The sequence below is a fragment of the Bizionia hallyeonensis genome (genome assembly GCF_042657385.1).
Classification (GTDB): domain Bacteria; phylum Bacteroidota; class Bacteroidia; order Flavobacteriales; family Flavobacteriaceae; genus Algorimicrobium; species Algorimicrobium hallyeonense.
Genome location: NZ_JBHSLA010000002.1, coordinates 480,392 through 495,424, shown reverse-complemented (window position 1 = coordinate 495,424; position 15,033 = coordinate 480,392). Strand labels below are relative to the sequence as shown.

At 34.9% G+C, this 15,033-nt stretch carries 14 protein-coding genes; 11 read left to right on the top strand and 3 right to left on the bottom strand.

Annotation, left to right across the window (positions count from 1 at the left end; genetic code table 11):
• The first annotated feature begins 7 nt into the window (after positions 1 to 7).
• From ACFPH8_RS07685 to ACFPH8_RS07645, 9 genes are all read left to right on the top strand, one after another.
• Complete coding sequence (locus tag ACFPH8_RS07685) at positions 8 to 454, top strand: LNS2 domain-containing protein (protein WP_248399384.1); 447 nt, start codon at positions 8 to 10, stop codon at positions 452 to 454.
• 9 nt (positions 455 to 463) lie between these two features.
• A complete protein-coding gene (locus tag ACFPH8_RS07680; protein WP_376859860.1) occupies positions 464 to 1,255 on the top strand; it encodes a (Fe-S)-binding protein in 792 nt (263 codons plus the stop codon).
• A gap of 4 nt (positions 1,256 to 1,259) precedes the next feature.
• Positions 1,260 to 1,475, top strand: coding sequence for a hypothetical protein (locus ACFPH8_RS07675; protein ID WP_248399388.1), 216 nt, complete (start codon positions 1,260 to 1,262; stop codon positions 1,473 to 1,475).
• Complete coding sequence (locus ACFPH8_RS07670; protein WP_248399390.1) at positions 1,475 to 1,657, top strand: hypothetical protein; 183 nt, start codon at positions 1,475 to 1,477, stop codon at positions 1,655 to 1,657. Before ACFPH8_RS07675 ends, ACFPH8_RS07670 begins: the two co-directional genes overlap by 1 nt.
• Before the next feature lie 62 nt (positions 1,658 to 1,719).
• Positions 1,720 to 1,926: a hypothetical protein gene (locus ACFPH8_RS07665; protein ID WP_376859858.1), complete on the top strand. Its 207-nt coding sequence runs from the start codon at positions 1,720 to 1,722 to the stop codon at positions 1,924 to 1,926.
• On the top strand, positions 1,920 to 2,405 hold the full coding sequence (locus ACFPH8_RS07660) for an ABC transporter ATPase (RefSeq protein WP_376859856.1): 486 nt from the start codon (positions 1,920 to 1,922) through the stop codon (positions 2,403 to 2,405). Before ACFPH8_RS07665 ends, ACFPH8_RS07660 begins: the two co-directional genes overlap by 7 nt.
• Positions 2,406 to 2,657: 252 nt before the next feature.
• Entirely contained in the window at positions 2,658 to 5,573 is a 2,916-nt protein-coding gene (locus ACFPH8_RS07655) for a glycoside hydrolase family 3 N-terminal domain-containing protein (protein ID WP_376859854.1), read from the top strand.
• Between the two features lie 88 nt (positions 5,574 to 5,661).
• Positions 5,662 to 6,801: an N-acetyl-alpha-D-glucosaminyl L-malate synthase BshA gene (bshA, locus tag ACFPH8_RS07650; protein ID WP_376859852.1), complete on the top strand. Its 1,140-nt coding sequence runs from the start codon at positions 5,662 to 5,664 to the stop codon at positions 6,799 to 6,801.
• Between the two features lie 75 nt (positions 6,802 to 6,876).
• On the top strand, positions 6,877 to 8,283 hold the full coding sequence (locus ACFPH8_RS07645; protein WP_376859850.1) for a Gfo/Idh/MocA family protein: 1,407 nt from the start codon (positions 6,877 to 6,879) through the stop codon (positions 8,281 to 8,283).
• Here ACFPH8_RS07645 and ACFPH8_RS07640 read toward each other — a convergent pair.
• From ACFPH8_RS07640 to ACFPH8_RS07630, 3 genes are all read right to left on the bottom strand, one after another.
• Positions 8,276 to 9,352: a phosphotransferase enzyme family protein gene (locus ACFPH8_RS07640; protein WP_376859848.1), complete on the bottom strand. Its 1,077-nt coding sequence runs from the start codon at positions 9,350 to 9,352 to the stop codon at positions 8,276 to 8,278. The two genes, ACFPH8_RS07645 and ACFPH8_RS07640, sit on opposite strands and share 8 nt — an antisense overlap.
• Before the next feature lie 3 nt (positions 9,353 to 9,355).
• The gene (locus ACFPH8_RS07635; RefSeq protein ID WP_376859846.1) at positions 9,356 to 10,237 is read right to left on the bottom strand and encodes a sugar phosphate nucleotidyltransferase; all 882 of its coding nucleotides are present in this window, start codon (positions 10,235 to 10,237) and stop codon (positions 9,356 to 9,358) included.
• A 64-nt stretch (positions 10,238 to 10,301) separates the two neighbouring features.
• Positions 10,302 to 10,793 (bottom strand): hypothetical protein, encoded by a 492-nt coding sequence (locus ACFPH8_RS07630; RefSeq protein WP_376859844.1) that lies wholly within the window; start codon positions 10,791 to 10,793, stop codon positions 10,302 to 10,304.
• A 200-nt stretch (positions 10,794 to 10,993) separates the two neighbouring features.
• Between ACFPH8_RS07630 and ACFPH8_RS07625 the strand changes: the two genes are divergently transcribed.
• Together ACFPH8_RS07625 and aroC are read left to right on the top strand one after the other, a co-directional pair.
• Positions 10,994 to 13,846, top strand: a complete 2,853-nt coding sequence (locus ACFPH8_RS07625) for an FAD-binding and (Fe-S)-binding domain-containing protein (RefSeq protein ID WP_376859993.1) — start codon at positions 10,994 to 10,996, stop codon at positions 13,844 to 13,846.
• Between the two features lie 126 nt (positions 13,847 to 13,972).
• A complete protein-coding gene (gene aroC, locus ACFPH8_RS07620) occupies positions 13,973 to 15,031 on the top strand; it encodes a chorismate synthase (RefSeq protein ID WP_376859842.1) in 1,059 nt (352 codons plus the stop codon).
• The last annotated feature ends 2 nt before the right edge of the window (positions 15,032 to 15,033 follow it).

Genomic DNA, 15,033 nt, shown 5'->3' with positions numbered 1-15,033 from the left:
GAATAGCATGAAAAGAGAAGACGCAGATAAATTATTGCATGAAAAGGTTGAAGCAGGCGAGAAAGTAAGTCCTATTTTACCGGAAGGCGTAAAAAATTATTTAATAGATATTGATGGTACCATTACAGAAGATGTGCCAAATGAAGAACCTGAACGCATGGGAACATGTGAACCCTATCCAGATGCGTTAATAACCTGCAATAAATGGTATGACGAAGGTCATTTAATTTGTTTCTTCACTTCCAGAACTGAAGACCACCGGGATGTTACTGAAAAATGGCTACATAAACATGGATTTAAATTCCATAGCCTATTAATGGGTAAACCAAGAGGCGGCAATTATCACTGGATAGATAACCATTTGGTAAAGGCCACGCAATACAAAGGGAAATTTACAGATTTAGTCGATAAAAAAGTCACCATCCAAGTTTTTGATGATGGTCAACATGAATAAGAATTTATTATGAGCGAACAACTAAAAGTGCCAACTATGGCAGAATATATGGCAGCAGGCAAACAACCAGAAGTATTGTTTTGGGTTGGTTGCGCTGGAAGTTTTGACGATAGAGCCAAGAAAATAACTAAAGCTTTTGTCCGAATTTTAAATAAAGCAAATGTCGATTTTGCTGTTCTGGGAACCGAAGAAGGTTGTACTGGCGATCCAGCAAAACGTAGTGGAAACGAATTTCTATTTCAAATGCAAGCCGTTACTAATATAGAAGTAATGAATGCTTACGAAATCAAGAAAATTGTAACCACTTGTCCGCATTGTTTCAATACCATGAAAAATGAGTATCCAGAACTTGGAGGGCAATATGACGTTATGCACCATACTCAATTTTTAAAATCCTTATTAGAAGATGGACGTTTAACTATTGAAGGTGGCCAATTTAAAGGCAAACGAATTACGTTCCATGACCCTTGCTTTCTAGGTCGCGCTAATGGTGTTTATGAAGCACCACGTGATCTAATTCGTAAATTGGATGCTGAACTAGTAGAAATGAAAAGCTGTAAAAGTCGTGGATTATGCTGTGGAGCAGGAGGTGCGCAAATGTTTAAAGATGCTGAAAAAGGCGATAAAGAAATAAACGTAGAACGTACAGAACAAGCCATGGAAACCAAACCTGAAATTATTGCTGCGGGTTGTCCATTTTGTAATACGATGATGACCGATGGTGTTAAAGCCAAAGACCAAGAAGCTAATATTGAAGTTATGGATATTGCGGAACTAATTGCTAACGCTGAAGATTTATAGAATTATGAGCTTTTTTGAAAAAAATAAAACTTATATAAAATTAGGTGTTATTTCTGGAATCATGTTTGCCCTTGTCATGGTGACATTCGATTATTTTATGGGACGCGAATTTTCAATATTAAAATTTGCATTACACTTTGTCCTATTTGGCTGTTTTAACGCGTATATGGCGTACCGAAAGGTGCAAAAAGAGGAACAGAAACGCAATAAGGATCAGTAGTGAAAAAAGCAAACTACATTTCTGCCGTAATAGCAGCATTGGCAGTTGCTGGTTCTATTTATGCTTATGATTATTATGTTGATGATGTAGCCCACTTTGTAAAATATATTTATCAATTTGTGTTTTTTGGTATTGGCGTTTTGGTTCTTGATTTCGTACGTCTTCGTAACCGGAAAAAATAAATTTCATGGAATTGAAAACCGAGAGGTGTTTTGCAGAATCAAAATAACAAACCATGATTATTATGAAAATTAATTCAAAAAATATAAAAAAAGGGTTAATTTCAGGTGGAATCCAAGGTTTTATATTTGCCCTGAGCATGGCTGCTTTCGATTACCTAGATAAGGAACCCTTCAATTTAAATCAATTTTTGTTCTATTTTTTCTTTTTTGGATTAATAATGGGACTTACAACAGTTTTTAGTAATACTAAAAAAAATAAAAAATGCTAGTAGACTTTAATACATTACCAGACGAATCACGTGTTTGGATATACCAAGCAAATCGCACATTCACAGATATTGAATTGGAAGAAATTGAGACTAAACTCAATACCTTTGTAGAAAACTGGACGGCTCACGGAAGTGATTTACAGGCTGGTTATACCATTAAATATAAGCGATTTATTGTCTTAGCATTAAATCAAAACTTAAATAAAGCAACGGGCTGTTCTATTGATGCATCTGTTCATTTTATTCAAGGATTGGAAAAGGAATATAATGTGGGTTTAATGGATAAAATGAATGTGTCTTATAAGCAAGGGGATTTTGTTGCTTATAAAACCTTAACCGATTTCCGGCAAATGGCAAAAGATCGAGCCGTTTCTAAAAACACAATCGTATTTAATAACTTGGTGAATAATATTGCTGAATTTAAAGAATATTGGGAAGTCCCGGCAAGTGAAAGCTGGCATTCACGTTTTGTTAAATAGATTATTTAACTTTTAATTCCTTTTTAATTTAAGCGATAGTTTTGCTCTTTACACTTTTAAGTCTATAAAAATTTGAGATAATTGATTTATATGAAATATTTCAAATAATTTTAAATTGAAAAGGAAAATGACATCAATAATTCCGCAATAATTACGTTATAAATCTATCTTAAAGTCTATGTTACTTTTGTCTAAAATTGGTAATTTGGCACTGTTTTTAATGTACATCTAAATAATAATTCCTTTTTATATATGCGTTTACTAATTCTTTTAGTTCTTTTTAGTGTTTCAAACTCGTTTGTTTATGCACAAGCTGTAGATCCATTATTAACCGCTGATGCTCAAGCGCAGATGAAATGGGTGGATAGTATATACGGAGGTATGTCCCTAGATGAAAAAATTGGCCAACTTTTTATGGTTCAAGCATTTTCGAACATGGATTTAAGACATGAAAATACAATCAGCCAAATGGTTATGAATAATCATATTGGTGGCATTATTTTTTCAAAAGGAGATCCAATCAATCAAGCTCGGTTTAATAATGAATTGCAAGCTGTTTCAAAATTGCCACTATTAGTTGGTATGGATGCAGAATGGGGGTTAAGCATGCGTTTAGATTCTACGTATGCATTTCCTTGGAATATGACGCTTGGTGCTATTGAAGACAACCAATTGGTTGCCAAAGCTGGATACCACATTGGTGAGCATTGCAAACGATTAGGCGTACATTTTAATTTTGCTCCAGATATAGATATCAATATCAATCCTAAAAACCCCATTATTGGAAATCGGTCGTTTGGAGAAGATCGTGATAATGTAACTGAAAAAGCTACGGCATTTATGCAAGGTATGCATAGTGCTGGTGTTTTATCAAGTGCCAAACACTTTCCTGGTCATGGTGATACGGATACCGATTCGCATAAAGCATTACCAACTTTAGATTTCGATTTAAAACGATTAGATTCTATAGAGATTTACCCATACAAACGACTTATAAAAGATGGCGTTTCTAGTGTTATGGTGGCACATTTAAATGTGCCTGCTTTGGAATCTGAAAATGGTTTGCCAACTTCATTATCCAAACATGTAATTACAGATATTTTAAAAGAGCAACTTGGCTTTAAAGGACTTATTTTTACGGATGCCCTGAATATGAAAGGGGTTGCCAACTTCGATAGTCCTGGTGATATTGATTTAGCGGCCTTTCAAGCTGGAAATGATATTTTATTAATTTCTGAAGATGTACCAAAAGCAATTGATAAAATAAGAGATGCCTACAATTCCGGTGAAATTACTGAAGAGCGATTAGCACATTCAGTTAAAAAGATATTAAAATCGAAGTATAAGGTTGGACTAAATAAGTTTAAACCAGTTGCACTAGAAAACCTATTGGCTGATTTAAACAGACCAAAAGATGATGTGCTTTATGAAAAGCTCATGGAAAATGCCATTACGGTTGTTAAAAATAAAGGTGATATTTTACCAATTCGCAATTTGGAAACTAAAAAAATCGCCTATGTAAAATTAGGAGATGATGATGGTTCTCATTTTCTTAAAGGCCTCCAGAAATATGGAAAAGTCCATGAAATTTCTGGCGATAATTTAGATGAAATTATAGAGAAACTAAAGGCGTACAATACCGTGATCATTGGTTTTCATCGTTCCAATGATAATCCGTGGAAAAGTTTTGAGTTTTCGGATAAAGAATTAGTTTGGCTTTATGAAATAGCCCGAACCAATACCGTTATACTTGATGTTTTTGTAAGACCTTACGCATTACTAAACGTCAAAACATTAGAAAACATTGAAGGTCTTGTCGTGAGTTATCAAAATAGTCCAATTGCGCAGGATGCGTCTGCCCAAATTATTTTTGGCGCTGTACAAGCACAAGGAACTTTACCCGTTTCTATTGGCAATGGTTATGTGGTTGGCAATGGATTAACATTGTCAAGTTTATCACGACTAGGCTATGCTATTCCAGAACGTGTTGGTATGAGCACAGAAAAGCTTCATAAAATTGATGCAATAGCCCAACGTGCTGTTGATGAAAAAATGACACCGGGTGTACAGTTACTTGTCGCCAGAAAAGGTAAAGTTATTTATAATAAAAACTTTGGAAAACATACCTATGATGCCAACGCAGAACCTGTGAAGTTTAATGATATGTATGATGTAGCTTCATTAACAAAAATATTGGCAACCCTACCTTTATTAATGGAATTGGAGGAAAAAGGTATTGTCTCATTGGATACCAAACTATCCAAAATACTTCCGGAATATGCCAATTCTAATAAAAAGAATATCACGATCAAGGAAATGCTGTCTCATTATGCACGTTTAAGTCCATGGATTCCATTTTATTTTGCAACATTAGACGCTAATAAACAACCAAACCCTAAATATTATCGAAAAGAATTTGGCGGGAAATTTACGGTGAAAGTGGCTAATGAATTATACATGCGCGCCGATTATCAGGATAGTATGCAAAAAATAATTAGAGAAAGTGATTTATTAAAAAGCCTCCGCTATCGTTACAGTGATTTACCGTATTACATTCTTAAAAAATATTTAGAAAAACACTACGAAAAGGGGTTAGATGAATTGGTTCAGGATCATTTTTATCAATCAATAGGTGCAAATCACACCACGTACAATCCAAATAGTAAATTTAGTGATATAAATATTGTGCCTTCAGAAATAGATGATTATTACCGTTATCAAAAAGTACAAGGTTATGTGCATGATATGGGAGCAGCCATGCAAGGAGGCGTAGGTGGTCACGCAGGAATTTTTAGTAATGCTAATGATGTTGCTAAAATTATGCAAACCTATTTGCAGAAAGGCTTTTATGGCGGAAAGCGCTATTTTAAACCAGAAACATTAGATAAATTCAACACGTGTTTTTATTGCGATAAAGATAACCGTCGAGGCGTTGGCTTTGATAAGCCGCAATTAGGGGAGTCTGGCCCAACTTGTGGTTGTATTTCTATGTCTAGTTTTGGACATTCCGGGTTTACAGGTACTTATGCATGGGCAGACCCAGAAGAGGAAATTGTATATGTGTTTTTAGCCAATAGAACCTATCCTAATGCTGGAACAAACACGCTATTAAAGGAAAATATTAGAACGGACATTCAAGAATTAATTTATGAGGCGATTATCGATTAATTTTGAATCAGTTTGTATAGAAAATCGTTTTATTACGACCAAGTTTGATAGATATCAAAAATTGAAATTTTAATAGAAAAGTAAGGGAATGAAAATAGGAATCGTGTGTTATCCAACGTTTGGAGGTAGTGGCGTTGTAGCTACAGAATTAGGAATTGAGCTTTCAAAACGTGGTCATGAAGTCCATTTTATTACCTACAAACAACCGGTTCGCTTAGAGCTTTTGGGTAGTAATGTCCATTTCCATGAGGTAACAGTCCCAGAATATCCGTTATTTCATTATCAGCCTTATGAGTTAGCGCTATCCAGTAAGTTAGTTGACATGGTAAAGCTTCATAAAATAGAAGTGTTACACGTTCATTATGCTATTCCTCATGCTTATGCAGCCTATATGGCGAAAAAAATGCTTCAGGAAGAAGGTATTTACGTACCCATTGTTACAACCTTGCACGGAACAGATATAACGTTGGTGGGGAGTCATCCTTTTTATAAAACAGCTGTCACATTTAGTATTAATCAATCGGATGCTGTGACTTCCGTTTCAGAGAGTTTAAAACGTGATACGCTTCGGTTATTCGATATAAAAAATGACATTGAAGTTATTACCAATTTCATAGATGTTGGGAAATATAACAGTCCTTTTTCCGATTGCCAGCGAGCTATGATGGCTCACGAAGATGAACGGATTATAACGCATGTTAGTAATTTTAGACCAGTAAAGCGCATTGCCGATGTTGTTAAAATATTTTACAACATTCAGAAAGAAATACCTGCCAAACTCATGATGGTTGGTGAAGGTCCAGAAAAAGAAGGAGCAGAACAATTAGCAATTGATTTAGGCATAGAAAATAAAGTCGTATTTCTAGGAAATAGTAATGAAGTTGACCGTATCTTATGTTTTTCAGATTTGTTTATTTTACCTTCGGAAACCGAGAGTTTTGGTTTAGCAGCTTTAGAGGCTATGGCTTCTGGAGTGCCTGTTATTTCTAGTAATTCAGGAGGAATACCAGAAGTAAATATCCAAGGTGTTTCTGGATATTTAAGTGATGTTGGTGATATTGAAGACATGAGTAAAAATGCATTGGCTATTTTAAAGGATACAGAGACACTTAATACTTTTAAACTTCAGGCTACAAAACAAGCTAGTAAATTTGAGATTTCTAAAATAGTTCATCAATATGAGTCTATTTATCAAAAAACGCTAGCCAATAGTAAAGGCCTAAACTAACTTACTTTTTAGTAAAGAAAATTTTTTATTTACTTTTATTTTATAACTTGGGGTAAACTTCAAAACCGCTATAAAATGAATAGAAAATCATTTTTAAACCTATCAGCAAGAGCTGGGCTTTTTTTAGGTCTTACACCCACATTACTTGCTGGAAATAATCGCGAAAATCTTCAAGAAGTCGATGCTGTAAATGCCTTATTAGGATCCAATAAAGCGCAAGGAAATATGGTGAATTTTGCCGACAAACCTATTGATAAGGTGCGTGTTGGTATGATTGGTATGGGAAATAGAGGCTCTGTATTAATTCAGATGTTTGAATATTTAATCAAACACAATCATGCTGAAATTGTAGCCCTTTCTGATTTAAAAGAAGACAAAGTCACAAAAAATAACGACTACTTAAAAACAATCCAACCCGAAGGTGCCGATCTGTATTTTGGTGATGAAAAGGCATGGAAAAAAATGGCCAAACGGGACGATATTGATATTCTAATTATTGCAACGCCATGGAATTTCCATACGGAAATGTGCGTATATGGTATGGAAAATAATAAACACGTTGCTTGCGAGCAGCCATTGGCTTTGACCTTGGACGATTGCTGGAAACTTATTGAAGTAGCCGAACGCACCAAGAAACATTGCATGTATATGGAGAATTGCTGCTTTAATGGCGAAGAACTCTGGATATTAAATATGATTAATGAAGGCGTCTTTGGAGATATTAATCATGCCGAAGGTGCTTATATTCACGATTTACGGAAGCATATGCTCGATGCAAATTATTATGAAAATCAGTGGCGCATAAAACATCATGAAACCAATAATGGGAATTTTTATACGGGTCATGGTTTAGGTCCTGTGAGCGCCTATATGGATATTGGTCGTGGTGATAACTATGATCATTTGGTGAGTATGAGTTCTAGAGAACAAAGTTTAAGTGAAGCTGCAAAAACAGAAAATTATAAAACCCAAAAATTTGCTTGTGGGGATATGAATACCTCGTTAATTAAAACGAAAAAAGGTAAAACCATTATGCTTCAATTTGACACACATACGGGAAGACCTTATTCCAGACTAAACACGGTTACAGGAACAAAAGCAGTTCATGAAGGATATCCATCCAGATTATATGTTGGTCATGAGGAATTGCAGTGGGGACATTCATGGTTAAAAGATGAAGAATACAAAGATTATCGCGAACGCTATGATCATCCACTTTGGAAAAAACTACGAACGCAAATTGATGCCAATGCCGTTGGTCATGGCGGAATGGACTTCGTAATGATTTATAGAATGATGCGTTGCTTAAATCAAGGATTACCTTTAGATATTAATTTATATGATAGTGTTATGTGGAGTGCTATTACACCGTTATCCGAAATGTCTGTAGCCAATAATAGCGCGAGTACAAAAATCCCTGATTTTACAGGAGGAACCTGGGAAACACCTAGGAAAAATGAAATATTGCGCGATATTATGTAAAATGTTGCTTCGTAATAAGCTCTATGGATTCCAAATTGTCAAGTACGGATTGTAACAACGTAAATTGATTTAATGCGCGATCCAAGTTATGATTTTCATATGCCGTTTTATAATATATATCGTTATTTAAGTAATCGGTTAAAAAACGTAAACCCATTATAAAAATGATGGTTTGAACTCCTAAAGGTAGATTTTCAATTTCTTCTGGTTTTAAAATAGACTTTGTTTTTAAAGCGAAGCCTTTGCAATAGGCTTCATACAACTTTAAGTCAATGTAAATTTCAGATAAATCTGTTTCATCTTCCGTTGATTTGGTGCAAATGGAACGTACAGAATCCCCAAAGTCATAATGTACTAATCCAGGCATGACCGTATCTAAGTCAATAACCGCTAAACCTTTATTTTGGTTATCAAATAGAATGTTGGATAATTTAGCATCATTATGTGTAATCCGAATAGGGAAGTGGTTTTTAGCTTGCAAACTGGCAAGAGCACTCATGCTTGTTGCATGCTTTTTTACGAACGCTATTAAATCGGCAGCTGCTTCTAACCGATTAGATTTTGCAAGTTTTAGAGCAGTTTCAAATTGTGTGAACCTAAAAGGCACATTATGAAAATCTTTTAATGTTTCAGTAATGGATTCTGGTGAAATAGACTCCGTATTTAAAATAAAATCGCCATATAGTTTTCCTGCTTCAAATGCTATTTCGGGTGTTTCTGCTCTATCCATAGTAATAGCATTGGGAATAAATTGCATAACATTCCAATAGCACGTTTCATCCTGAAATATATAGGCATTCTGCGTCGTTTTTAAATAATTTACCGACTGATAATGTGAGTTTGTTTTTTTGTAATTCGCATGTAAATGTTTTGAAACCACAATTTTATTGGCAATAACAGGTTTGGCATCTTTAAAAACAAGACTGTTTAACTTTTGAATGATAAACTTCTCGTCATTTTGTTGGGCGACCAAATATGTATCGTTTATATGTCCAGATTGTAACGTTTCAATTGACTTTAAAGGCGTTTCTATTCCAAAAGCCTCGCAGATGTTATCTAGTTTATGCATGGTCTACCATAATTTTTTGGGATAGAAATTGCTGTCTATATGTGTTTGAATATTTTCACGTGCTGAAGTTTCATCCGCTGAATAGGTCATGCCAAACCAAGAGCTGTCTGTTGCTAATACTTTAATACTATTTGAATTATTTTCAATTAGGTGATTAATAATATAGGTGATGTAAAATTCGTCTTTTTCAAAATCAGTAATCGTATGTAAGAATTTCAGGAACAAATCATTTGCAACATTAAAAACGGATTGTTTAAAGCCCCAGAAATTCATAGACACTAAGGAGTTTGGATTTAGGGTTTCAGACATTAAATTAGTTTGAGATATAATTTCACCTGCATCATTCTTCATAATAGCCGTAAGCTCTTCAATGCTAATTAAATTTTGATTTTTATCTACATGACAAATGCCACGCGAAACTGTTCCATTGTCGGACAAGGTATTTTTTAATGCATATGCAACCAAATAATGATTCAAATTAGTATCCTTAAACAACGCGTCATGCATGAGCTGAAAGCCGTTTCTACCGTAAAAATCATCGGCATTTATTAAGGTGAAGTCAGTGGTAACAGTTTTTTTTAAAGCTAATAAAGCATGTCCAGTACCCCACGGTTTCTTGCGTGTTCGGGAATCTGATAAGTCATTTTTTTGAATGACAAAATCCAAGGAAACATGTTTAGGTAATTTGTTGGCATAGCGGTCTTTAAAAAGCTCTACAATTTCATCCCGAACTATAAAAACGATATGATTGTAGCCCACTTGCATGGCGTCATAAATGCTAAAATCCATGATGGAAAAATTGCCATAAACGGGTTGTATTTGCTTAAGACTTCCAAATCTGGAACCCATGCCAGCACCCATAATTGCTAAAGTTTTTTTTACCATAAAACAAATGTAAAAAAAAGCACGTCAATTAAAACGTGCTTTAAGTTATTGTTGTAATAAGCTATTAAAATTGGTGTCTCACACCAAGTCCAATATCAAAATCTAAATCGTTATTGTCAAAATCACTATTGCCAAAACCTAATTCTGGTCTAAAATCTAGTGATAATAATAAAGGAAAGTCAAAACTATATTCAATTCCAATATTACCCGCTAAAAAAACAAAAGCATCACTGTCTTTTCGGCCGTGATAATGGTCAAAACTGTAAGCACCAAAACCTAATCCTGGTCCAGCGTACCAGTTAAAACCTCCTTCAATATTCCAAACCCAATGGTATAATCCAGCTAATTTAAAACCATCATAATCACTTCCATCTCGCCATCCTAAATCAAATTCTAAACGATTGTTGTCGCCTATGGCGCGTTGGTAGGATACTTCAGCACCAAAACCATCGCTATCGCCTAAACGCAAACCAATAGCATTTTTAGAAATTTCCTGTGCAAAACCTGTTGCAATAAAACCTAAACCGACTAAAATAGCCATACATGTATTCTTCATAATTTTTTTTAATTGTTTAATTACTATATCTACGTTTAATATAAAATATTAGCCCATATTTTTTGTAAAAATAACGTTAAAACTGCTATTATATTGAAATTCTTGTTAGCTTTAAAGTGCCATAAATAACTAATACATTGAAGCAGTATTTATTAGAATTAAAACAAACTCTAAAAGGTGAATTCTTTTTTGATGATTTAATGAAATCATTATACGCAACGGATGCATCTGTTTACAGAATGTTGCCGCTTGCAGTGGCATACGCGAAAGATAAGGATGACCTAAAAACGCTGATTCAGTTTGCTAAAAAGCATCAAACAGCTTTAATTCCTAGAACTGCTGGAACATCTTTAGCTGGGCAATGTGTGGGAACGGGAATTGTAGTTGATGTGTCCAAACATTTTAATCAGATTATACGTTTTAATGAAACTGAAAAAACCATAACCGTTCAACCTGGTGTAGTTAGGGATGTGTTAAACAATTATCTAAAACCGTACGGCTTGTTTTTCGGACCAAATACGTCCACATCAAATCGCTGCATGATTGGTGGCATGGTAGGCAATAATTCATCGGGAACGACGTCCATTCAGTATGGTGTTACACGAGATAAGGTAAAGCAACTTAAAACTATTTTAAGCGATGGAAGTGATGCTATTTTTTCAGAAATTTCAAAAGAAGAATTTCTTATAAAAAAACGTCAGCCCACATTGGAAGGACACATTTATAAATCAATTTATCAAGAACTTGCTTCTGAAATTGTTCAATCTGAAATTATAAAAGAATTTCCAAAACCAGAAATTCATCGTAGAAATACAGGCTATGCTATTGATAAATTAATTGATTCGGATGTGTTTTCAAATTCAAATAAACGCTTCAATATGTGTCAACTATTATCTGGAAGCGAAGGAACTTTAGCATTTACAACTGAAATAACATTGCAATTAGATGCATTGCCGCCAAAGGAATCTGCCTTAATATGCTTGCATTTTGATTCTATTGAATCCTGTTTGAAATCCGTTGAAACTGTTATGTGTCATGATTTGCATAACTGCGAAATGATGGATAAAACCATTTTAGATTTAACCAAACACAATAAAACACAACAGGAAAATAGACATTTTGTTGAAGGCGATCCAGAAGCTATTTTAATGTGTGAAGTGAGAGCTCATTCAGAATCAGATTTAAACCAACAAATCCAAAATCTGCGTGTAGCTATTACTAATTTAGGATTATGTTATGCGCAAGTGGTACTTCAAGGTAATGCCATTAATCAAGCTATGGAATTACGAAAAGCTGGACTAGGTCTGTTGGGAAACATGATTGGTGATAAAAAATCGGCAGCCTGTATTGAAGACACCGCCGTGGCCATACCTGATTTGGCACATTATATTTCAGATTTTACCAAGCTTATGAACAGCTATAGCCAAAAGGCGGTTTATTATGCACATGCTGGAGCCGGTGAGTTGCACTTGCGACCTATTTTAAATTTAAAGCAAAAGAAAGACGTTGTTTTATTCCGAAAAATAACCACAGATGTAGCTAAGCTTGTTAAGTCGTATCAAGGTTCTATGAGTGGCGAACATGGTGATGGTATTGTTCGAGCTGAATTTATACCACTTATGATTGGTGATGCAAATTATGCTATTATAAAACGGATAAAACACGCTTTCGATCCTAATGCTATTTTCAATCCGGGTAAAATTGTTGATGCGTTTCCCATGGATGACAATTTACGCTATGTTCCAGGACGTCATGAGCCCGAAATTGAAACCGTTTTAGATTTTTCGGCATCATTAGGAATTTTGCGGGAAGCCGAAAAATGCAATGGATCTGGCGATTGTAGAAAACTACCTGAATTTGGCGGAACCATGTGTCCAAGTTATCGTGCCACCAGAAATGAAAAAGATACCACACGAGCACGTGCCAATGCGTTACGTGAATTTTTAACGACTTCCAATAAAGCGAACAAGTTTAATCATGATGAATTAAAGGCTGTTTTTGATTTATGTGTGAGTTGTAAAGCATGCGCAAGTGAGTGTCCAAGCAGTGTGGATGTTGCGAGTTTAAAAGCGGAATTTGAGTATCAATATCAGAAGGAAAATGGAAGTCGTTTACGGACGAAACTATTCGCCTATAACAATAAATTGAACTCCTATGGAAGGCGTTTTTCGGGTGTTACTAATTTTATGTTTTCAAATGCAGTAACAAGTTCTATTATTAAAAAAATGCTAGGAATAGCTGCTAAAAGAAGTTTACCTTTACTGTCAAGTATTAGTTTATATAAATACAGTCAAAAGCCTGTAAATAATATTATTAACTCAAATTCAATTAAAATCGTTTATATTTTTAATGATGAATTTACAAATCACCTAGACTCCGAAATTGGTCAAGACGCCTTGCAACTTTTAAAGGCTCTTAATTACGATGTGAAATTTATAAAACATAAGGAATCTGGTCGTGCTTTTTTGTCTAAAGGGTTTCTGGAACAGGCTAAAAAAGTTGCTAATAAAAACGTGTCTATTTTTTCCGAAGTTATTTCAGAAACAACACCATTAATCGGTATCGAGCCATCGGCTATTTTAACGTTTCGTGATGAGTATATCAAATTAGCAGATAATAAAGATGCAGCCAAAAAGCTCGCTAAAAACTGTTTTTTAATTGAAGAGTTTCTTCAAAATGAAATCATATTAGGAAATATAAAACCGGATCAGTTTACTACAGAAACCAAAACTATTAAGTTTCATGGGCATTGTCATCAAAAGGCGCTAAGCAATCAGAAAACAAGTTTTGATATTTTAAATTTACCCAAAAACTATCGTGTAACCATTATTCCAAGTGGTTGCTGTGGTATGGCTGGAAGTTTTGGTTATGAAACCGAACATTATGAGGTGAGTATGCAAATAGGTGAGCAAACACTGTTTCCGGCTGTTAGAAAAGCTACCGCAGAAACTATAATTTCTGCCAATGGCACTAGTTGCAGACATCAGATTAAAGATGGTACAAATCGCGTGGCATTTCACCCCATATCTATACTAAAACAAGCGTTGTTGTAAGTTGCTTATTTTTAAAGAGTTGATTATGGTTTCTTTATAAAAAGGGAAATAAATTTGGCAGCTAATTAAAAATCCATTTTTGTTTCTGTGATAATACAATTACATTAGCTACAAAAAATTGGTTGTATGGCAGGAAATTCCTTCGGAAATTTATTTAAATTAACAACATTTGGCGAGTCGCACGGCCTAGCCATCGGTGGAATTATTGATGGTTGTCCTCCTGGATTGGAAGTCGATTTTGATGCTATTCAACAAGAGTTAAACAGACGAAAACCTGGTCAATCTGAAATCGTCACTCAACGTAAAGAACCGGATACGGTTGAATTTCTATCTGGAATTTTTGAAGGCAAAACAACGGGGACACCAATTGGGTTTACTATTCAAAATGCGAATCAGAAATCCAAAGATTATTCTCATATCAAGGATGTTTACCGCCCAAGTCACGCGGATTATACATATGATAAAAAATATGGTATTCGGGATTATCGTGGTGGTGGTCGTAGTTCAGCACGAGAAACCGCTTCTCGAGTAGTGGCGGGAGCTTTAGCTAAACAAGTTTTGAAATCGGTGAAAATTCATGCCTATACATCATCTGTAGGGGATATATTTTTAGAAAAACCATATCAGGATTTAGATTTTTCGAAAATTGAATCCAATGCCATCCGTTGTCCAGATGCCGTTACCGCAGACCGGATGATTGATAAAATTAAAGCCATCCGAAAAGAAGGTAATACGATAGGAGGAACCATAACCTGCGTTTTACAAAATGTACCTATAGGTTTAGGTGAACCTGTTTTTGACAAGCTTCATGCTGAATTAGGTAAAGCCATGTTGTCCATAAACGCCGTAAAAGGTTTTGAATATGGCAGTGGTTTTTGTGGTGCAAAAATGACCGGTACCGAACATAACGATTTATTTAATGCGGATGGTTCTACAAAAACCAACTTATCTGGCGGTATTCAAGGAGGTATTAGTAATGGCATGGATATTTATTTCCGTGTGGCCTTCAAACCTGTAGCAACGGTTATTCAGAAACAAGAAGCTTTAAATTCAAGTGGAGAACTAGTGGACATGCAAGGAAAAGGACGCCATGATCCATGTGTTGTTCCAAGAGCAGTACCCATTGTTGAAGCTATGGCAGCATTGGTTTTAGCGGATTATTTTCTCTTAAATAAAGTATATTAATA